A 19,999-nucleotide genomic window follows, 5' to 3' on the forward strand; every position below is an offset into this window, starting at 1 on the left:
CGGAAACCTCCGACGGGCAGACCGGGACATGGCCATATGAATGTGACGATACGGATAACTGCCGCAACCGGCGCGTCCGACAGGCACGGTGCGGCCCGGTTCACCTCAGTGGTGTGCCGTCCCCGTGGAGCTGCATCTGCGGCCGCCCGGTCACCAGGAGCCAACCCGGCAGCGAGGCGACGCACAACAGCGGCAGTACGGCCGCGTCACCGACCAGCACCGCCGCCGTGAACAGGCTCAGCCAGCCCTGCCGGGTGATGGCCAGCAGAACCCCCAGCACCGCGCACGGCACTGCGAGCGCCGGCGGCACCGCGTCGACCGCGGCATGCGCGCACAACCCGAGCGCTACGCCGACGAACACGGCAGGGAAGATCCGGCCGCCCCGGAAGCCGCAGGTCGCGGCGATCACCAGTGCGGCCGTCTTCACCACCGCCATGGCGGCGAGCCGGCCGGCCGACCAGCCGTTGGGATCGGCGCTGAGCTCCTTCACCTCGTCCAGCCCCTTGAAGAGCGTGAGATGTCCGCCGAGCGCGCCGAGCAGACCGAGCACCAGCCCGCCGCAGGTCAGCATCAGGACCGGATGACGCAGGGTGCGAAAGGCGCGGTGCGCGTAGGGGAACGCGTACACCGCCGCCAGTCCGAGCAGGGCCGCGGCCGACGTGATCACGACCGAGGAGAGCAGATCGCCCCAGTGCGGGCCGGGGTACGGCGGCAGTGACAGATCGAAGCTGGGGTGGGTCAGCAGCGACATGGTGAGTGCCCCCGCGGCGCCCGCCGCGAGCGGCCCGAAGAGCCGGTCCCAGAGCGCGCCCGGGCCGCCCCCGTCGGCCGCGAGCGACTCGGAGAGGATCAGGGCCGCGGCGACCGGGGTGCCGAACAGCGCGCCGATGGTGCCGGCCGAGGCGAGCGCGATCCACAGGGCGGCCGGGGTCTGCGGGGCGACCCGGCGGCCCAGCCAGAAGGTGAGCGCGATGTTGGCGGCGGTGATCGGGTTCTCGGGCCCGAGGCTGACCCCGCCCGCCAGCGCCAGGACCGTCACGGCCAGCAGCCCGGGGATGACGTCCGGCGGCATGGGCGGATCGACCAGCCCGGTGGTGGCCGGGTCCGCTCCCGCGTGGCCGTGCACCGTATGGATGACCAGGCCGACCGCGAGGCCGGTTGCGGTGAGCATCACGATCATCCACAGCGAGGAGTACCCGCCGATGGAGAGCGCCCGGGGGAGGGTCTCCCAGAGCACGTCCTGGAGCCGCTCCGCGAGGAGACTGATGCCGAGCAGGATGAGCGCCGAGGCCACGCCCACGACCAGGGCGGGCACGATGAGGAGCAGCAGCCGCCGTGCGGAGGCGGACTCGGCGAGCACGGGGGAGTCGGAGACCATCGGCTCACCCTAGCGACGTAAAAGCCGCATAATGCGCCAATCGGATCCGCGTGCGAGGGCAATTCGGGCTTGCACCTCACGTCACGTCAGGGCTCAGGCTCGGACACGTACCGACGAGCAGAGCGAAGAGGAGAAGGGGGCGGGAACCGTGGATCACTCCGTGGGACAGGTCGCCGGTTTCGCCGGAGTCACGGTGCGCACACTGCACCACTACGACGGCATCGGACTGCTCTCGCCCAGCGGGCGCAGCCACGCGGGCCACCGGCGCTACGACGACGGCGACCTCGACCGGCTGCAGCAGATCCTGTTCTACCGGGAGCTCGGCTTCCCGCTCGAAGAGATCGCGGTGCTGCTCGACGACCCGGACGCGGATCCGCAGGACCACCTGCGCCGCCAGCACGCTCTGCTGTCCGGCCGTATCGCCGAGCTCCAGAAGATGGCCGCCGCCGTCGAAACAGCCATGGAGGCACGGAAGATGGGCATCAATCTCACGCCCGAGGAGAAGTTCGAGGTCTTCGGGGCCAAGGACCCGGAGGAGCACGCGGAGGAGGCCGAGCGCCGCTGGGGCGGAACGGCCACGTACGCGGAGTCGCAGCGCCGGGTGGCCCGCTACACCAAGGACGACTGGAAGCGGATGCAGGCCGAGGTCGCCGCCTGGGGCGAGGCCTACGACGCCGTGATGGAGGCGGGCGAGCCGGCCGGCTCGGAGGCCGCGATGGAGCTGGCCGAGGCGCACCGGCTCCACATCTCCACATGGTTCTACGAATGCACCTACGAGATCCACCGCGGGCTCGGCGAGATGTACGTGTGCGACCCGCAGTTCCGCGCGTACTACGAATCGATCCGGCCCGGCCTGGCCGAGCACCTTCGGGACGCGATCGACGCCAACGCGGAGCGACGGGCGTAACTCCCCGTACGGGGGCCGAAGGCGCCTCGGCCCCCGTCGGGCGGTCAGGTCTTGCTGATCACGGCCGCCGTGCCGTACGCACAGACCTCAGTGCCCACATCGGCCGCCTCCGTCACATCGAAGCGCATCATCAGCACTGCATTGGCGCCGCGGGCCATGGCCTGCTCGACGAGCCGCTCCATGGCCTGGTTACGGGTGGCGACAAGGGTCTTGGTCAGTCCCTTCAGCTCGCCGCCGATCATCGACTTCAGTCCGGCGCCGATCTGGCTGCCGAGGTGACGCGAGCGCACCGTCAGGCCGAACACCTCGCCGATCACCTGGGTCACCTGGTAGCCGGGGACGTCATTGGTGGTGACGATCAGAACCTCGGACTGCGTCTGACCGCCGCCGTAATCTTCAATGCCCATCGTGTGGCACCTCCTGGGGACAGCTTTGTCCCGGTTCACCCCCTGTGCATCCTCGCGTGGGCCACTGGAACCCGGAGGCGCCTTGTGGCGTTGATAGCTTTGGGCGGCCACGCAGCCGCCATCGACCGATCCTGGAGCCCGGACCCTTGAATACGCTTGCGCTCGGACCGAGCTGGCTGGACCCGGACCATCTCATCGGGCAGTTCGGGCTGCTCGGTGTGCTGGTCATCGTCTTCGCCGAGTCCGGGCTGCTGATCGGTTTCTTCCTGCCCGGTGACTCGCTGCTGTTCACCACGGGCCTGCTGGTGACGACGGGCAAACTGCACACCCCGCTGTGGCTGGTCTGCGTCCTCGTGGCGCTGGCGGCGATCATCGGCGACCAGGTGGGTTATCTCTTCGGCCGCAAGGTCGGCCCGTCACTCTTCAAGCGGCCGGACTCCCGCCTCTTCAAGCAGGAGAACGTCGAGAAGGCCCACGAATTCTTCGAGAAGTACGGTCCGAAGTCGCTGATCCTGGCCCGCTTCGTGCCCGTCGTGCGTACGTTCACGCCGATCATCGCCGGTGTGAGCCGGATGAACTACCGCTCGTTCATCACGTTCAACATCATCGGCGGTGTGCTCTGGGGTGTCGGCGTCACACTGCTCGGTGCCGGGCTCGGCCAGATCGAGTTCGTCCGCAACAACATCGAGGCGATGCTCGTCCTGATCGTGCTGATCTCGGTGGTGCCGATCGCGATCGAGTTCCTGCGCGCCCGCAGCAAGGCGAAGAAGGAAGCAGCCGCCCAGGGTGAGGGCCGGGGCCCGATCGCCGGAGGCGGCAGCCCGGCCCCGGGCCAGCGCGGCCGCCACGCCAAGCGCTGACCCCCCTCCGGACCCGTGGAGGGCGTCAGAAGCCGCGCGTCCGCTTGGCCGCGCGGCGGTTCGCCCCGCCGACCGCTCCCGGCACCCGCATGAACAGCCGGGAGATCTCGCTTCCCAGATTCACCCCGATCGCGATGGCCAGCGCCGTCGCCACCGCGGTCGACAGTGAGGCGAGCCCCCGGTCCAGTTCGTTCTGTGCGACACCCAGCAGACCGAAGTACGTGGCCGAACCAGGCAGCAGCGGACCGATCGCCGCCGTGATGAACGGCAACGACGAGGTGTACCGGTACCGCGAGAACAGCTGCCCGAAGAGCCCCACCAGACCCGCCGCCACCGCCGTCGCCGCCACCGGCGAGATACCGGCGGTCCGGGCCATCGCCCCGTAGATCACCCAGGCCACACCGCCGTTGAGGGTCACCGCGAGCACCGTGGACCGTTCCTGCTGAAGCAGGATCGCGAAGGCGAAACAGAGCGCCATCGACGCCAGGATCTGCACCACCGGCCGGTCGTGGGCCACGAACCGCGCCTCCGGATTGAGCTGGGCGCCCAGCTGAACCCCCAGATACAGGACCAGCAGCACACCGGTGACGATGGCGATGAAGAAGTACATGACTTCGAGGAGCCGGGCCGCCGCGGTGATGTAGTAGCCGGTCAGACCGTCCTGGACGCCCGCCACCAGAGCCCGCCCGGGCAGCAGTGCGAACAGCCCACCGGTGATGACGGCGGACGGCCGGATGCCCGTCGAGTGGGTCAGGGTCAGTGCGACCCCTATCGCGGCCGGAGGCATCGCCGCCACCACGAACTGGTAGAACTCCGGCATCCCGCGCCCCGCGAAGAGCCAGGCCAGCCGGTCGCCGAGCATCGCGCCGGCCGCTGCCACCACGAAGACCAGCGCGTTGCCGCCGACCAGCACCGAGGCCGCACCTGCCAGCCCGCCGCCGGCCAGCGTCAGTACCCAGCCGGGATACGGATGCCGGTTGCGCCGGATCTCGGCGAGCCGCCGGTACGCCTCCTCCAGGGAGACCTCGACGTCCTCGGTGGTGATGTCGTCGACGAGCCGGAAGACGGCCGCCAGCCGGGTGTAGTCGGTGCCGCGGCGGCGTACGGTGCGGCTCGCCGTCACCGGATCGTCGACCAGCGACGGCTGGTGCGAGATCGACAGCAGGGTGAAGGTGACCGTCGGCTCGCACCGGTCGAGACCGTAACTGCGGGTCACCGCGAACATCGCGGCCTCGACGTCCTCCGCACCCTCACCGCCCGCGAGCAGCAACTCCCCGATACGCAAGGTCAGGTCGAGCACGCGCGGCACCGCGGGCCCCGCTTCGTCCGGCCTCTGCACCGGCTCCGGGGCCGGTCGCTCGGCGACGGGCATCCGCAGCATCGTGCGCATCCGGTCCTGCCAGGGGGCCTCCTTGGTCAGCTGGACCATCGGAATGCCGTGCGCCGGGGTGAAGGCGGGCGGCGCCTGTTTGGCACCGTGGCCGCGTGGCGGGGCGAACGCGGAACCGATCGTGTCCGAGCCGCTGCCCGAACCCGCCCCGGAGCCGGAAGCGGAACCTGCACCAGGGGGCTCGGGCGTCAGACCAGCCGGAATGGCGAACTCCGAAGTGGGATGGTCGTCCTCCGGCGGAGCTGCGGACTTTCCCACCCCCTCCGGCGGGACGAAGGCGCTGCGCGCCTCGTCGGACTGGGGCTTCTGGTCCTCCGGACCGCCCTGTTCCGCCACCACTCGACCTCGCTCCTTCTTGGCTGCGCGTCTTCGGTTGCGCTTGTGCCCAGTATGGGCACGGACATGGGCGCAGACGCGAAACGGGCGGCACACCTGTGAAAGGTGTGCCGCCCGTTCCTTGCGCGGAACCGCGCACGGACCTTGCGCGGGATCCTGCGGAGCGTGCGCAGGACCGCATACGGAATCTGCGTCGAGCCGGTCCGACGGCTGCGGGGGACCGCAGGCGTCAGTGCGCGCCGCCCTGCGCCTCGAGGCGCTTGTAGGAGGCCTCGATCTCGGCCTCCGCCTCGGCGCGGCCGACCCAGTCGGCGCCCTCGACGGACTTGCCGGGCTCCAGGTCCTTGTAGACCTCGAAGAAGTGCTGGATCTCCAGGCGGTCGAACTCCGACACGTGGTGGATGTCGCGCAGGTGCTCCACCCGGGGGTCGGAGGCCGGGACGCACAGCAGCTTGTCGTCGCCGCCGGCCTCGTCCGTCATCCGGAACATGCCGATGGCGCGGCACTTGATGAGGCAGCCGGGGAAGGTCGGCTCGTCCAGGATGACCAGCGCGTCCAGCGGGTCACCGTCCTCGCCGAGGGTGTTCTCGACGAAGCCGTAGTCCGCCGGGTAGCTGGTCGAGGTGAAGAGTCGACGGTCCAGGCGGATCCGACCGGTCTCGTGGTCCACCTCGTACTTGTTCCGCGAACCCTTCGGGATCTCGATGGTGACGTCGAACTCCACGGGTGGCTCCTCCATGATCAACACATACGACTGGTGATTAAGTGTCCCCCACGGAGATGTGTGCTCGCGAAAGGGGCTGGTCAACGGTGGCCGAGCCGGTGAAAAGACCGTCGATCAATCCGTTGAAAGCGTTCCGCGGGCCGACCGGAGCGGCCCGCCCGAACAGGTTGCACGGACTGAGCAACTGGCAGTTCACGGCAGGCTCCGCCGTCCTCGGCCTGGCGCTCGCAGCCGGCGCCGTCCTCGCCGCCGGCCCCTGGGACTCGGGTCAGCGTAAGGCCGAGCGGGAGTGGGCCGCCGCCAGGAGCCGCACAGGTGGCGCACATCACGAGGTCACCGCACCGTCCGGCCCGGCCCCGGCCCCCAGTGCCCCCGCGGTCCTCGCGGGCCTGAGCACCGGGGTCGACAAGTCCGCCCCGGACGCCCCGGACGTCCCGGACGGAGCAACGGCCGATCTCCGGCACACCCTCACCCCATTGCTGAACGCCTCCGCGCTCGGCACGGTCCGTACCGCCGTCGTCATCGACACCGCCACCGGCAAGCGGCTGTACGGGAAGGGCGCCGACACGGCCATGACGCCCGCCTCCACCATCAAGATCGCCACCACCGTCGCCGCGCTCTCCGCCCTCGGCCCCGGACACCGCATCGCCACGACGGTCCAGGCGTCACCGGACTCCCGGAGCCTCACCCTCGTGGGCGGCGGTGACCCCACGCTGGACAAGGCGGCGCTGCGCGAGCTGGCCGCCGACACCGTGCACGCGCTGCGCGACCGCGGCATCGACACCGTCCGGCTCGCGTACGACACGTCCCGCTACTCCGGACCCGCGCTGCACCCGATCGGCCCCAACGAGAACATCGCCCCGGTCAGCGCCCTGATGGTGGACGAGGGGCGGCTCGACGGTACGGACAGCGGGCCCGCCCCGCGCAGTGGCGACCCGGCCGGTGACGCCGCCCGGGCCTTCGCCGGACTGCTGAAGGACGCGGACATCGACACCGGCTCCGGCCCGGTGTCCGGCCGCCCGGTCGCGAAGTCCCGGCCCCTCGCCAAGCACCTCTCCGCCCCGCTGTCCGCCCTCGTCGAGCGCGCCCTGACCAACAGCGACAACGACATCGCCGAGGCACTGGCCCGGCAGACCGCCCTGGCCGCGGGTGAACCCGCGAACTTCGACGGCGGCCGACGGGCCGTCACCGCGCAGCTGAAGAAGCTGCATCTGCCGCTGAACGGCGCAAAGTTCGCCGACGGCAGCGGACTGAACCGGCAGGACAAGGTCACCGCCGGGCTGCTGGCCGGGCTGCTGGCCCGCGCCGCCGACCCGGACCACCCCGAACTGCGCACCGTCCTCACCGGCCTCCCGGTGGCCGGCTTCAGCGGCACCCTCAGCAAGCGGTACACGGAGACATCGCGCGGCACCGGCCTGATCCGCGCCAAGACGGGCACCCTCACCGGGGTGAACACCCTCGCCGGGACCGTCGTCGACGGGCAGGGGCGACTGCTCGCCTTCGCCTTCCTGGCATCCGGTACGACCTCGCCGTCCGAGGCCCAGTCCTCGCTCGACGCCCTTGCCGCGAGCCTGGCCGCCCGCACCGGATGAGCCGGTCAAGAGCTCACCGCGGAGCGACCCGAGCACGTACGGTTGACGCATGACGAGCATCGGTGGTGCCGAGATGGTCGACTGGAATCTGGCGGTTGCGACCGCGACCCGGCTTGTACGGCCGGGCCCCGACATCAGCCGCGAGGAGGCCCGCGAAGTCGTCGCGGAGCTCCGCCGGCATGCCAAGTCCGCGGAGGAACACGTCCGCTCCTTCACGCGGATGATCCCCGAGGGGACCGAACCGGAGGACACCCCGGTCCTGGTCGTCGACCGGGCCGGCTGGATCAGGGCGAACGTCGCGGGCTTCCGCGAACTCCTCCGCCCCCTCCTGGAGAAGATGCAGGACCGGCGCGGCAACAGCCCGGGAGGCGCCGTACTCGGCGCCGTCGGCGGCAAGGTCACGGGTGTCGAACTGGGCATGCTGCTGTCGTTCCTGGCATCCCGGGTGCTCGGCCAGTACGAGACCTTCGCCCCGGCCGGCCGCGACCTCCCGGCCTCGGCCAACGGCGGCGGCAGGCTGCTGCTCGTCGCCCCGAACATCGTCCACGTCGAGCGTGAACTGGAGGTCGACCCGCACGACTTCCGGCTCTGGGTCGCACTCCACGAGGAGACCCACCGCACCCAGTTCACCGGTGTGCCGTGGCTCCGTGACCACCTGCAGGGTGAGATCCAGTCGTTCCTCGACGAGACCGACGTCGACCCGATGACCGTGCTGGAGCGGCTCCGCGAGGCCGCCCAGTCGCTCGCCGGCGGCCGGCCCGAGGGCGAGGACGGCGAGGACGGCGGCCGCAGCCTCGTGGAGATCGTCCAGACCCCTGCCCAGCGCGAGATCCTCGGCCGGCTCACCGCCGTGATGTCGCTGCTCGAAGGACACGCCGACTATGTGATGGACGGCGTCGGCCCCGAGGTCGTGTCCTCCGTCGGCGAGATCCGGGAGAAGTTCCAGCAGCGCCGGGCGCGCGGCGCCTCGCGGCTCGACCAGGCGCTCCGCAAGCTCCTCGGCCTCGACGCCAAACTGCGCCAGTACCGGGACGGCGAACGGTTCGTACGGGCCGTGGTCGACGAGGTCGGCATGGGCGGCTTCAACCGGGTCTGGACGTCCCCGAACACCCTCCCCACCAAGGCCGAGATCGCCGCTCCGGCCGACTGGATCGCGAGGGTGCACCGTAAGGCAGAGTCGTGATCATGAGGCGGCCGACGGCGGAAGACGACAGAAGTACGCGCCGGTAATCACCCATCCGAGGGACCGTAGGGGCATGGAAAGGCGTGCAATGCTCGATGGGCGGCCCGGCTCTGTCACCATCGACGCACTCTGAGTGACGGCACTCGACCGTGCCGACGCTCCGAAGCACCCCTAAAACTTCACGAAGGGCACCGGACATGGGTCCCCATCCTGCGGTCGCGGCGATACGCCTGGCGGTTCGCCGCGTACTCCACGACGTACTCAACGAATTCGCCGAACGCACCGATCACAACGACCACATCGCACATACCGAGCGCGCCTCACGCCCCGAGTTCGCCGAAGCCGGCACGGGCAGGTGCGGCGCCGCACTAGCCGACCGTCCCGCGCTTCCCGAACGGCCCGAAACCCCGCTGGTCCTGGTCGCCTGTTCCGGCGGCGCCGACTCCATGGCGCTCGCCTCCGCCCTCGCCTTCGAGGCCCGCAAGCTGGCCGTCCGGGCCGGCGGCATCACCGTCGACCACAACCTCCAGGACGGGTCCGCCGTCCGTGCCGCCGAGGTCGTCGCCCGGCTCAGGGACATGCACCTCGACCCGGTCGAGGCCGTTGCCGTGCACGTCGGCAGCGAGGGCGGTCCCGAGGCCGCCGCCCGTGACGCCCGCTATGCCGCCCTGGACGCCGCGGCCGAGCGGCACGGCGCCGCCGCGGTGCTGCTCGGCCACACCCGCGACGACCAGGCGGAGACGGTCCTGCTCGGCCTCGCCCGCGGCTCCGGTATCCGCTCGCTCTCCGGCATGGCCGCCGCATCCGGTCCGGCCGGCCGCTACCGCCGCCCCTTCCTCCAGCTCGACCGGCAGACCGCCCGCAAGGCCTGCCTCGTCCAGTCCCTGCCCGTCTGGGACGACCCGCACAACATCGACCCCGCCTACACCCGCTCCCGGCTGCGTCATGAGGGCCTGCCCGCCCTGGAGAAGGCCCTCGGCAAAGGCGTCGTCGGGGCCCTGGCCCGTACCGCGCAGCTCTCCCGCGACGACGCCGACGCCCTGGACACCTGGGCCGCCGAGGCCGACTCCGCCGTACGCGACGACGCCGGGCAGCTGGAGTGCGCCAAGTTGTACGCGCTGCCGCCGGCCGTCCGCCGCCGAGTGCTGCGCCGTGCGGCCGTGGAGGCAGGCGCTCCGGCCGGTTCGCTGTTCGCCCGGCACATCGAAGAAGTCGACCGGCTGATCACCGGCTGGCGCGGCCAGCAGGCCATCAACCTCCCCGGCCGAGTCGAAGCCCGGCGCCAGGGTGGCAGACTGGTGATTCGGCAGAGCTGACGCACAAGCGGCTGACATGCAGGCGAGCGGCCGCGCAGGTCGGGGGCACCACCCCGGACCGGGCAGGCAGAGAAAGAGACGCGGGTGAACGAGAAGGACATGGGCACCGACCTTCAGGCGGTGCTCCTCACCAAGGAAGAGATCGACGCGAAGCTCGTCGAGCTGGCCGCGAAGATCGACGCGGAGTACGCGGGCAAGGACCTGCTCATCGTCGGCGTCCTCAAGGGCGCAGTGATGGTGATGGCGGACCTGGCGCGCGCGCTGTCCACACCCGTCACCATGGACTGGATGGCTGTCTCGTCGTACGGCGCGGGCACGCAGTCGTCCGGTGTCGTCCGGATCCTCAAGGACCTGGACACCGACATCAAGGGCAAGCACGTCCTGATCGTCGAAGACATCATCGACTCGGGTCTGACGCTGTCCTGGCTGATGTCGAACCTGGGCTCGCGTGAGCCCGCCAGCCTGGAGATCTGCACCCTGCTGCGCAAGCCGGACGCGGCGAAGGTCGCGCTCGACTGCAAGTGGGTCGGCTTCGACATCCCCAACGAGTTCGTCGTCGGTTACGGCTTGGACTATGCGGAGAAGTACCGCAACCTGCCCTTCGTCGGGACGCTCGCCCCGCACGTCTACGGCGGCTGACCGGCCCCGGCCCCTCCCTGCCAGGTCCGCATCCGACGTGGGCGGGCTGCCGGGGAACCCTTGACCGCCGTGCGGCGTTGAAGGCTTCGAAGGCACGTTTGACAGACGTCCCCGGCGGTCACGGGTGACAATGCTGGGGTACCGTCCGAAGAACAGTCTTTTCTCATAGCAGCATTCAGCAGCATTTACCTACGGGCAGGAGGGACGGGGCGACTTCGCTCCGTATGGATGGACGTGAAGCGATACTTCCGTGGGCCGGTCATGTGGATCGTGCTGGCCGTCCTCGCCGTGGTCGTGCTGATGCAGGTCGTCGGCTCGTCGGGCGGCTTCAAGACGGTGGACACCGGCAAGGTGATCCAGGCGATCAGCAAGAACCAGGTGGAGCAGGCCAAGCTGACCACCGGTGACGAACAGATCCTCAAGATTGAGCTGAAGGACGGCCAGAAGCTCTCGGGCGAGTCCGGCAGCAAGTTCCAGGCGAGCTACATCGGTGACCAGGGTGTCCAGCTTGCCGACACGCTGCAGAAGAAGTTCGAGAGCGGTGACATCGAGAAGGGTTACACCGTCTCGCCGTCGAAGCAGTCGCCGTTCATCTCGATCCTTCTCTCTCTGCTGCCCTTCGTCCTGATCGTGGTCGTCTTCCTGTTCCTGATGAATCAGATGCAGGGTGGCGGCTCCAAGGTCATGCAGTTCGGCAAGTCCAAGGCCAAGCTGATCACCAAGGACACCCCGAAGACGACGTTCGCCGATGTGGCGGGGTCCGACGAGGCGGTCGAGGAACTCCACGAGATCAAGGAGTTCCTCCAGGAGCCGGCGAAGTTCCAGGCCGTCGGGGCCAAGATCCCCAAGGGAGTCCTGCTGTACGGGCCTCCCGGTACGGGCAAGACGCTGCTCGCACGCGCCGTCGCGGGCGAGGCGGGCGTCCCGTTCTACTCGATCTCCGGTTCCGACTTCGTCGAGATGTTCGTCGGTGTCGGTGCCTCCCGGGTCCGTGACCTGTTCGAGCAGGCCAAGGCGAACGCCCCGGCGATCGTCTTCGTCGACGAGATCGACGCCGTCGGCCGGCACCGCGGTGCGGGTCTCGGCGGTGGCCACGACGAGCGCGAGCAGACCCTGAACCAGTTGCTCGTCGAGATGGACGGCTTCGACGTGAAGGGCGGCGTGATCCTGATCGCCGCCACGAACCGGCCGGACATCCTCGACCCGGCGCTGCTGCGTCCGGGCCGCTTCGACCGGCAGATCGCGGTCGACCGGCCGGACATGCAGGGCCGTCTCGAGATCCTCAAGGTGCACCAGAAGGGCAAGCCGGTCGCCCCGGACGTCGATCTCGGCGCCGTGGCCCGTCGTACGCCTGGTTTCACCGGTGCCGACCTGTCGAACGTGCTGAACGAAGCGGCGCTCCTCACGGCGCGCAGCAACCAGAAGCTGATCGACAACGAGATGCTGGACGAGGCGATCGACCGCGTCGTGGCCGGCCCGCAGAAGCGGACCCGGATCATGTCCGACAAGGAGAAGAAGATCACCGCGTACCACGAGGGCGGACACGCCCTGGTCGCGGCGGCTTCGCCGAACTCGGACCCGGTGCACAAGATCACGATCCTCTCCCGCGGTCGCGCCCTCGGTTACACGATGGTGCTGCCCGAGGAGGACAAGTACTCCACGACGCGCAACGAGATGCTCGACCAGCTCGCCTACATGCTGGGCGGGCGCGCGGCCGAGGAGCTGGTCTTCCACGACCCGACCACCGGCGCTGCGAACGACATCGAGAAGGCCAGTGCCACGGCCCGCGCGATGGTCACGCAGTACGGCATGACGGAGCGGCTCGGCGCGATCAAGTTCGGCGGCGACAACACCGAGCCCTTCCTGGGCCGGGAGATGGGCCACCAGCGCGACTACTCGGAAGAGGTCGCGGCGCTCGTCGACGAAGAGGTCAAGAAGCTCATCGAGACCGCGCACAACGAGGCCTGGGAGATCCTCGTCGAGAACCGCGACGTTCTCGACAACCTGGTCCTCCAGCTGCTGGAGAAGGAGACCCTCGGCAAGGAGCAGATCGCCGAGATCTTCGCCGGAATCGTGAAGCGTCCGGCCCGTCCGGCGTGGACCGGCTCCGCACGGCGTACGCCGTCGACGCGGCCTCCGGTGCTCTCGCCGAAGGAGCTCGCTCTCACCAACGGCGTCACCACGGCCAACGGCTCGACGCCGACGGACACCGCCCCGGCCACCGAGGCGGTCCCGGAGGAGCGTCCGGAGAGCTAGTACGGACCCGGTGTGCCCCCGTCACGGGGGTCGCCGACCCGGAATGGATGCCGTGCCCCCCAGGTTTTAGCCTGGGGGGCACGGCTTTTTGGTAGGACCGCGCGATGTCCGCGCAGGTGACAGCTGAAGGAACGAGGCACAGATGACCGACCCGGTGACGCTGGAGGGCCAGGGCTCGATCGGTGAGTTCGACGAGAAGCGGGCCGAGGCCGCGGTGCGCGAGCTTCTCATCGCCGTCGGGGAGGACCCGGACCGGGAAGGACTGCGGGAGACGCCGGGACGGGTGGCGCGGGCGTACCAGGAGATATTCGCAGGCCTGCACCAGACGCCCGAGGACGTCCTGACGACCACGTTCGACCTCGGTCACGACGAGATGGTGCTGGTCAAGGACATCGAGGTGTTCTCCACCTGTGAGCATCACCTGGTGCCGTTCCGGGGGGTCGCGCACGTCGGGTACATCCCGGCGACCACCGGAAAGATCACCGGCCTGTCGAAGCTGGCCCGGCTGGTCGACGTCTACGCCCGGCGCCCGCAGGTCCAGGAGCGGCTCACCACGCAGATCGCGGACTCGCTGATGAGGATCCTGGAGCCGCGCGGAGCCATCGTCGTGGTCGAGTGCGAGCACATGTGCATGTCGATGCGCGGCATCCGCAAGCCGGGCGCGAAGACGCTGACCTCCGCGGTACGCGGCCAGCTCCGTGACCCCGCGACGCGCGCTGAGGCGATGAGCCTGATCATGGCGCGCTGAGGGCCGGTCGCGGTGCCGGTGCTGCCGTGGGTGGTGCCGATGTGCCGGACGGGCACGGCGCGTCAGGTGGAAGCGGCGCTCTTGTCGTCGTCCTTGTCGTCCGGGAGCTTGCAGACGCGCTCCAGGAACAGGGCGGCGGCAACCACCCCGATGCCGGCCAGCACCGCGAACCCGGCGTAGATCGCCTGGTCGCGGCGGGCAGGCACGTCGAGCGAGCCGAGCAGGAAGACTCCCACGCCGCCGTACAGTCCGGCGACCAGCGAGACGACCAGGGCGCTGGCCTGGCCGAACACCACGGCGCGGGCCGCCATCAGCGGCTCGACGCCCTTCGCGCCCGGGCGGCGCTCACGCTGGGCGCGCAGCCGGGAGCGGATGGAGAGCGCCGTCGCGAGCAGGATGACCGCGATCACCGCGAGCACGACGGGTGCGGCGAGCGGCACGCTCGGCAGGGTGTCGAGCGAGTCCCAGAGGCGGGCACCGCCCCAGGACAGCACGCCTGCCGCGACGAAGATTCCGGCCAGTACCCCGAGCCGTAGTTGCCTCACCGCGAGAGCCGCCCTTCACCGCCGGTCGACCGACCGTCGGTCTCCGTGTCCGTCCGTCTGTTCCGTGCCGTTACCGGCCTGCCCTGAGCCTAACGACTACTCGGGCAGGCGGAGTTCCAGATCGGGCCGGGGACGTATGCCCTCGCGTCCGACGCCGTTGAGCAGGTCGGCGACCGGGCCGCGGCCGGGCAGCTGGGCCTCGGGGTCGATGTCGTGCCACGGGGCGAGGACGAAGGCGCGCTCATGGGCCCGGGGGTGGGGGAGGGTGAGGACCGGGTCGTCGGAGACGACGTCCGCGTACGCCACGATGTCGACGTCGATGGTGCGCGCGCCCCAGCGCTCGTCACGGACGCGCTCGAACGCCTCCTCGATGGCCTGGCCGCGCTCCAGGAGGGAGGACGGGGGAAGCGTCGTCTTCACGACGATCACCGCGTTGAAGTACATCGGCTGGGAGCCGGGGGCGACGCCCCAGGGCTCCGTCTCGTACACCGGGGAGACCGCTTTGACCCGGAGACCGGGGGTGTCCTCCAGCGCGTCGATGGCGCCCTGCAGGGTCTCCAGCCGGTTGCCGAGGTTGGAGCCGAGGGAGAGCACAGCGCGTTTGGGGTTCGAAAGGGTGATGTCCGCGGCGTCCACCTGCTCGACCACGGAGGCGGGAACCGGCTGTACGGTCGGGTCGCTCTGCCCCTCGGTAGAAAATGCAGTCATGCTCGGCTCCGGGTGATGGTGATGGTCACATCGTCGAAGGGAACGGTGATCGGCGCGTCCGGCTTGTGGACGACGACCTCCACCTCCTCGACACCTTCGTGCCCCAGGCACTTCTGGGCGATGCGTTCCGCGAGTGTTTCGATCAGATCGACCGGGTCCCCCTGCACGATTTCGACGACTTCCTCCGCGACCACCCCGTAGTGCACGGTCTTCGTCAGGTCGTCGGCGGCTGCCGCAGGGCGGGTGTCGAGGCCGAGAACCAGGTCCACGATGAAGGTCTGGCCCTCTTCCCGCTCCCGGGGAAACACACCATGGTTCCCACGGGCCCTGAGGCCGCGCAGCGCGACACGATCCACGCGAATCACTCCTGCTTTCGTTGGTCGTAGAGGCACGGGGCCGCATGCGGGCGGCGAGGTGCTCTCATTCGAATCTACCTGCGAGCACCGACAGTGCTCGCCCGCGGGGCTATGGACAGGGCCGGTAGCCGCCTCCCCTACCCGCGGTCCCGGATTCCATTCCTTTCGGAGGCATACCCGCTCAGGAGGGCGTGTCCTCGTCATCGTCGTCATCGGAGTCGGCCAGCACCGGCGACCCGTGGTGGGACCAGAGCTTCCAGCCGTCCCCGGTGCGGCGGAAGACATTGGTGGCGACGACGAGTTGGCCCACCAGCGGCCCGAGCTCGCCGCCGTCCTCCGCCGGGCCGCCGCTGAGGATGTTCTCGGTGCAGGTCACCAGGGCCGTGTCACCGGTCATGGCGACCCCGACGTCGGTGAGGAAGAACTGGATGTACTCGGTGTTCGCCATGATCAGTGCATAGCTGCGCAGCACCTCGCCGCGGCCGCTGAGCACAGGCCAGCCGGGGTGGACGCAGGAGATGGTGAGGTCCTCGCCGGGGAGCCAGAGCCCGGACAGCTCGTCGAGATCGCCGCGTTCCATCGCCTCGTAGAAAGCGGTGTTGGCCTGCTCGACCGCCGCGATGTCGGCGGCGATCTCCGCCTGGTCGTCGTGGCGCTCGCTCACGCGGCTCCCTCGACGGCGCGGGCGACCCGTACGGCATCGGCGGTGGCCCGGACCTCGTGGACCCTGACCGCCCAGGCGCCCGCCTGGGCGGACAGGGCGGAGATCGCGGCGGTGGCCGCGTCGCGTTCGCGGGCGGGCGGCGGGGCGGCGCCCTCACGGGCCAGCACATGGCCGAGGAACCGCTTGCGGGAGGCGGCGACCAGCAGCGGACGGCCGAGAGCGCGCAGCTCGTCCAGGTGAGCGACGAGGGAGAGGTCGTGGGCGGCGTCCTTGGCGAAGCCGAGGCCCGGGTCGACCACGATCCGTTCGGGGGCGACACCGCCCGCGACGACGGCGTCCATCCGTACCCGCAACTCCGCGACGACCTCGGCGACGACGTCCTCGTACACCGCGCGGCTGTTCATGGACTCGCTGAAGCCGCGCCAGTGCATGACGATGAACGGCGTGCCGGACGCGGCGACGACCGGGATCATGTCCGGGTCGGCGAGCCCGCCGCTCACATCGTTGACGAGGGCCGCACCGGCGGCGACGGCCTGTTCGGCGACGCGGGCCCGCATGGTGTCGACGGAGATCGTGACGCCTTCCCGGGCCAGCTCCCGGACGACCGGGACCACGCGCCGCAGCTCCTCGGACTCGTCCACCCGGCTGGCGCCGGGGCGGGTCGACTCGCCGCCGACGTCGACCAGGTCGGCGCCCTCGGCGACCAGGTCGAGGCCGTGCTTGATCGCAGCCGTGGTGTCGAACCAGCGGCCCCCGTCGGAGAAGGAGTCCGGGGTCACATTGACGACACCCATGACCGCACAGCGGTCCCACTCCGGCAGGCCTTGGACCGTGCCTCGTCCACGCAACGTACTCATGCGACCAGCGTAGGCCCGTACCGAGCAGTGTTATGCCGTGCGGGCACCGTGCTCCTGCCCGGTGACCGGTGCGTGGGCGCAGGGGAGGGGCCGGGCGGACGCGAAGCGGCGGGCGAACGGACGGGGCAGGCCGACGTTGACGAAGCCCTCGGCCTGCATTGCGGCGAACGAGATCCGGGGCAGGTCGCGGCTGGTGCGGTAGACGACGAAGCGGGGCTCCCAGCGGGGCCGGAACTTGGCGTTGAACTTGTACAGCGACTCGATCTGGAACCAGCGCGACAGGAAGATGAGCAGGCCGCGCCAGCCCCGGAGCACCGGGCCCGCACCCAGTCGCTCGCCGCGGGCGAGCGCCGAGCGGAACATCGCGAAGTTCAGCGAGATGCGCTCGATGCCGAGCCGGGGCGCGTCCTGGAGGGAGGCGACGATCAGCAGCTCGTTCATGCCGGGGTCGGCGGAGCGGTCGCGGCGCATGAGCTCCAGGGACATGCCGTCCGTACCCCACGGGACGAAATGGATCACGGCCTTCAGGTCGCCGTACGCGGAGTCGGCGGTGCGTTCGTCGGCCTTGTGAGCGGTGGCGATGACGCAGTCGCCGTCGGCCGGGTCGCCGATCCGGCCGAGCGCCATGGAGAAACCGCGCTCGGTGTCCGTGCCGCGCCAGTCCGAGGCGGCCCGCCGGATGCGGGCCAGTTCGGTCTCGCCGATGTCGTGGACGCGCCGGACGCGGGTCTCGTAGCCGGCCCGTTCAATGCGCTTCACCATCTGGCGCACGTTGCGCATCGCGCGCCCGGCGAGCGAGAAATCCGCGACATCCACCACCGCCTCGTCGCCGAGCTCCAGCGCGTCGAGTCCGGTCTCGCGGGTCCAGACCTCGCCGCCGGTCTCGCTGCAGCCCATCACCGCGGGTGTCCAGGAGTGCGCCTTGGCCTCGTCCATGAACCGCTCGATGGCGCCCGGCCAGGCCTCCACGTCGCCGATCGGGTCGCCGCTGGCCAGCATCACTCCGGAGACGACGCGGTAGCAGACGGCTGCCTTGCCGCTGGGGGAGAAGACGACACCCTTGTCGCGGCGGAGTGCGAAGTGTCCGAGCGAATCGCGGCCGCCGTGCCTGTCGAGGAGGGCGCGCAGCCGGAGCTCGTCCTCCTCGGTGAGGCGGGCGGCCGGATGTTCGGGGCGGAACGCGAGGTAGATGGTGGTGACGGCGGTCAGCAGGCCGAGCGCGCCGAGCGAGTACGCCACGGTCCAGGAGGTCACCCCGGCGTACTCGACGGGGCCCTCGAAACCGAACATTCCGTACAGGACGTGCTGGAGCCGGTCGGCGATGGAGGGGTTCCCGACGACCCGGCCGGGGTGGACGGAGACGATGACCAGCCCCAGGCCGAGCGAACCCGCCCCGAGGAGAACGAAGTTGGCGAGCGCCCTCCAACGGCTCCGAGGGTCGGGGAGCGCGGTGAACTCGCTCCGGTGGCGGACCAACAGGTAGCACAGCGCCAGTGAGACGACGGTGCCGATGACCGAGTGGCGGTAGGTGAACTGCGCTGCCGCACCGGCCGGGAGGAGGGCCACGGCGGCGCGCCAGGCCCGCCGCTTGCGCCGCTTGAGGCCGTGTGCCAGCAGGAGCAGCAGCACTCCCGCGCTCAGCGACAGTGCGGCGGCGAAGGGCCCGAGGGCCCCGGGGAGCACTTCGGCGAGCGTGTGCATCCGGCTGTGCCTGAAGCGCGGGAACACACCTGCGGCGACGTCGATCAGGCCGACGAACGAGCATGCGGTGCCGACGAGCGCCGGAACGGCCTCCGGGCGCGGTCCGCGTACGAGCTTGCGCACAGCCCGCGGAACCAAACCCGATTTATCCCCATCTAGCGTGACAGACATCGCTTCCCGTGGCTCCGCGAGAGTTTCCTGAGTCCGTCGGCCGAAGCGCCCCGGACGATGTGCGACCTCTAGGACGAGGCTTCCGGGCAGCGGGTTCACCCGCATCCCGGAAATTTCCTGACAAGAAAGCTCACCCACTATGGGGCTCACCAGTAAGGCAGTTCTGGCCCTGGCCATCGGGCTGGCTGTCGTTCTGTTCGCCGCCACCGTCTGTATCTGGCCGAGGCTCGCCCGCCGCAGTGTGTCCGCGGTGATCGGCCGGATCGGCCTGTTGCTGGCCACCCAGGTGATGCTCTTCGCCTCGGTTGGCCTGCTGGCAAACAACTCCTTTCAGTTCTACGGCTCCTGGGCCGATTTTTTCGGCCGGCAGCAGGAACCGGGCGTGGTCGTGGACGGTGCCGACGGGGCGTCGGCATCGAAGAACATCGTCCGGGTCGGTATGGAACGGCCCGATGTCCCGGGCGAATCGCGGCTCACGTCCGTCGGCCGGATCGACAAGGTCGCCGTCGCAGGACGGCTCTCGGGAATCGAGAGCTCGGCCTACGTGTATCTGCCGCCGGAGTACTTCCAGTCCGAGTACGCCCGCCGGATGTTCCCCGCGGTCGTCGTCCTCACCGGCTACCCGGGTACCTCGGAGAACCTCCTGAAGGGACTTCAGTACCCGCGGACCGCGCTCGATCGGGTGAGGTCCGGCCGGGCGCAGCCGATGATTCTGGTGATGCTGAGGCCGACGGTCGCGCCGCCGAGGGACACCGAGTGCGTGGACATAGAGGGTGGCCCCCAGACCGAGACGTTCTTCGCGAAGGACCTGCCGCAGGCGGTCTCGGACGCGTACCGGGTCGGGAAGCGGGCGCGGAACTGGGGCATCATCGGTAACTCGACGGGTGGCTACTGCGCGCTGAAGATCGGCCTGCACCACCCGGACGGGTTCGCGGCCAGCGCCGGACTGTCCGCCTACTACAGGGCGGCCGAGGACCCGACGACCGGTGATCTCTTCCACGGGAGCCGGCGGGCCCGCGAGCGCGCCGACCTGCTGTGGAGCCTGGATCATCTGCCGCAGCCCGACTCGTCCTTCCTGGTGACCACGTCACGGCACGGCGAGGGGAACTACCGGGGCACGCGGCACTTCATGGCGAAGGTGAGGGCGCCCGCCCAGGTGTCGTCGATCGTGCTGGACAGCGGCGGGCACAACTTCAACACGTGGCGACGAGAGATCCCTTCGGTGCTGGAGTGGATGAGCAGCCGGCTCAGCGAGAACTGA

19 protein-coding genes are annotated in these 19,999 nt (G+C 70.0%); 9 read left to right on the plus strand and 10 right to left on the minus strand.

Features of this window, described 5'->3' with window-relative positions; translation table 11 throughout:
• Positions 1-100: 100 nt before the first annotated feature.
• On the minus strand, positions 101-1,378 hold the full coding sequence (locus tag ACFYP5_RS26895; RefSeq protein WP_389040780.1) for an ion channel protein: 1,278 nt from the start codon (positions 1,376-1,378) through the stop codon (positions 101-103).
• Positions 1,379-1,526: 148 nt separating this feature from the next.
• Between ACFYP5_RS26895 and ACFYP5_RS26900 the strand changes: the two genes are divergently transcribed.
• Positions 1,527-2,285 (plus strand): MerR family transcriptional regulator, encoded by a 759-nt coding sequence (locus ACFYP5_RS26900; RefSeq protein WP_389040782.1) that lies wholly within the window; start codon positions 1,527-1,529, stop codon positions 2,283-2,285.
• Positions 2,286-2,329: 44 nt separating this feature from the next.
• Here ACFYP5_RS26900 and ACFYP5_RS26905 read toward each other — a convergent pair whose 3' ends face one another.
• On the minus strand, positions 2,330-2,692 hold the full coding sequence (locus ACFYP5_RS26905; RefSeq protein ID WP_030972297.1) for a YbjQ family protein: 363 nt from the start codon (positions 2,690-2,692) through the stop codon (positions 2,330-2,332).
• Positions 2,693-2,838: 146 nt separating this feature from the next.
• Between ACFYP5_RS26905 and ACFYP5_RS26910 the strand changes: the two genes are divergently transcribed.
• Positions 2,839-3,552: a DedA family protein gene (locus ACFYP5_RS26910; RefSeq protein ID WP_389040784.1), complete on the plus strand. Its 714-nt coding sequence runs from the start codon at positions 2,839-2,841 to the stop codon at positions 3,550-3,552.
• Between the two features lie 25 nt (positions 3,553-3,577).
• Here ACFYP5_RS26910 and ACFYP5_RS26915 read toward each other — a convergent pair whose 3' ends face one another.
• Both ACFYP5_RS26915 and ACFYP5_RS26920 read right to left on the minus strand, forming a co-directional pair.
• Positions 3,578-5,281, minus strand: a complete 1,704-nt coding sequence (locus ACFYP5_RS26915; protein WP_389040786.1) for a threonine/serine exporter ThrE family protein — start codon at positions 5,279-5,281, stop codon at positions 3,578-3,580.
• 226 nt (positions 5,282-5,507) lie between these two features.
• Positions 5,508-6,002 (minus strand): inorganic diphosphatase, encoded by a 495-nt coding sequence (locus ACFYP5_RS26920; protein ID WP_003968257.1) that lies wholly within the window; start codon positions 6,000-6,002, stop codon positions 5,508-5,510.
• 86 nt (positions 6,003-6,088) lie between these two features.
• Between ACFYP5_RS26920 and dacB the strand changes: the two genes are divergently transcribed.
• The 6 genes from dacB (at position 6,089) to folE (ending at position 13,736) form a co-directional block, all read left to right on the plus strand.
• Positions 6,089-7,594: a D-alanyl-D-alanine carboxypeptidase/D-alanyl-D-alanine-endopeptidase gene (gene dacB, locus ACFYP5_RS26925; RefSeq protein ID WP_389040788.1), complete on the plus strand. Its 1,506-nt coding sequence runs from the start codon at positions 6,089-6,091 to the stop codon at positions 7,592-7,594.
• Positions 7,595-7,643: 49 nt separating this feature from the next.
• The gene (locus ACFYP5_RS26930; RefSeq protein WP_389040790.1) at positions 7,644-8,777 is read left to right on the plus strand and encodes a zinc-dependent metalloprotease; all 1,134 of its coding nucleotides are present in this window, start codon (positions 7,644-7,646) and stop codon (positions 8,775-8,777) included.
• 197 nt (positions 8,778-8,974) lie between these two features.
• Positions 8,975-10,093 (plus strand): tRNA lysidine(34) synthetase TilS, encoded by a 1,119-nt coding sequence (gene tilS / locus ACFYP5_RS26935; RefSeq protein ID WP_389040792.1) that lies wholly within the window; start codon positions 8,975-8,977, stop codon positions 10,091-10,093.
• A gap of 99 nt (positions 10,094-10,192) precedes the next feature.
• Positions 10,193-10,732 carry a hypoxanthine phosphoribosyltransferase gene (hpt, locus tag ACFYP5_RS26940; protein ID WP_030972308.1) on the plus strand — a complete coding sequence of 180 codons (540 nt, stop codon included), beginning with the start codon at positions 10,193-10,195 and terminating at the stop codon, positions 10,730-10,732.
• Positions 10,733-10,960: 228 nt separating this feature from the next.
• Positions 10,961-12,988: an ATP-dependent zinc metalloprotease FtsH gene (ftsH, locus tag ACFYP5_RS26945; protein ID WP_389040794.1), complete on the plus strand. Its 2,028-nt coding sequence runs from the start codon at positions 10,961-10,963 to the stop codon at positions 12,986-12,988.
• A 142-nt stretch (positions 12,989-13,130) separates the two neighbouring features.
• Entirely contained in the window at positions 13,131-13,736 is a 606-nt protein-coding gene (gene folE / locus ACFYP5_RS26950) for a GTP cyclohydrolase I FolE (protein ID WP_389040795.1), read from the plus strand.
• 62 nt (positions 13,737-13,798) lie between these two features.
• Here the strand turns inward: folE and ACFYP5_RS26955 are convergent, their stop codons facing one another.
• From ACFYP5_RS26955 to ACFYP5_RS26980, 6 genes are all read right to left on the minus strand, one after another.
• Positions 13,799-14,281, minus strand: a complete 483-nt coding sequence (locus tag ACFYP5_RS26955; RefSeq protein ID WP_389040797.1) for a DUF3180 domain-containing protein — start codon at positions 14,279-14,281, stop codon at positions 13,799-13,801.
• Positions 14,282-14,377: 96 nt separating this feature from the next.
• The gene (folK, locus tag ACFYP5_RS26960) at positions 14,378-14,989 is read right to left on the minus strand and encodes a 2-amino-4-hydroxy-6-hydroxymethyldihydropteridine diphosphokinase (protein ID WP_389040799.1); all 612 of its coding nucleotides are present in this window, start codon (positions 14,987-14,989) and stop codon (positions 14,378-14,380) included.
• Positions 14,986-15,345: a dihydroneopterin aldolase gene (gene folB, locus ACFYP5_RS26965; protein ID WP_313937934.1), complete on the minus strand. Its 360-nt coding sequence runs from the start codon at positions 15,343-15,345 to the stop codon at positions 14,986-14,988. The genes folK and folB overlap by 4 nt, the downstream gene beginning before the upstream one ends.
• 181 nt (positions 15,346-15,526) lie before the next feature.
• Positions 15,527-16,009, minus strand: a complete 483-nt coding sequence (locus ACFYP5_RS26970) for a nuclear transport factor 2 family protein (protein ID WP_389040801.1) — start codon at positions 16,007-16,009, stop codon at positions 15,527-15,529.
• Positions 16,006-16,803, minus strand: coding sequence for a dihydropteroate synthase (folP, locus tag ACFYP5_RS26975; protein WP_389040903.1), 798 nt, complete (start codon positions 16,801-16,803; stop codon positions 16,006-16,008). Before folP ends, ACFYP5_RS26970 begins: the two co-directional genes overlap by 4 nt.
• A gap of 93 nt (positions 16,804-16,896) precedes the next feature.
• Positions 16,897-18,738, minus strand: a complete 1,842-nt coding sequence (locus ACFYP5_RS26980) for a phosphatidylglycerol lysyltransferase domain-containing protein (protein ID WP_389040803.1) — start codon at positions 18,736-18,738, stop codon at positions 16,897-16,899.
• Positions 18,739-18,877: 139 nt separating this feature from the next.
• On the opposite strand from ACFYP5_RS26980, the gene ACFYP5_RS26985 reads away from it, so the two are divergent.
• The gene (locus ACFYP5_RS26985) at positions 18,878-19,999 is read left to right on the plus strand and encodes an alpha/beta hydrolase (RefSeq protein ID WP_389040805.1); all 1,122 of its coding nucleotides are present in this window, start codon (positions 18,878-18,880) and stop codon (positions 19,997-19,999) included.

The organism is Streptomyces sp. NPDC005262 (genome assembly GCF_042872425.1).
Taxonomy (GTDB): domain Bacteria; phylum Actinomycetota; class Actinomycetes; order Streptomycetales; family Streptomycetaceae; genus Streptomyces.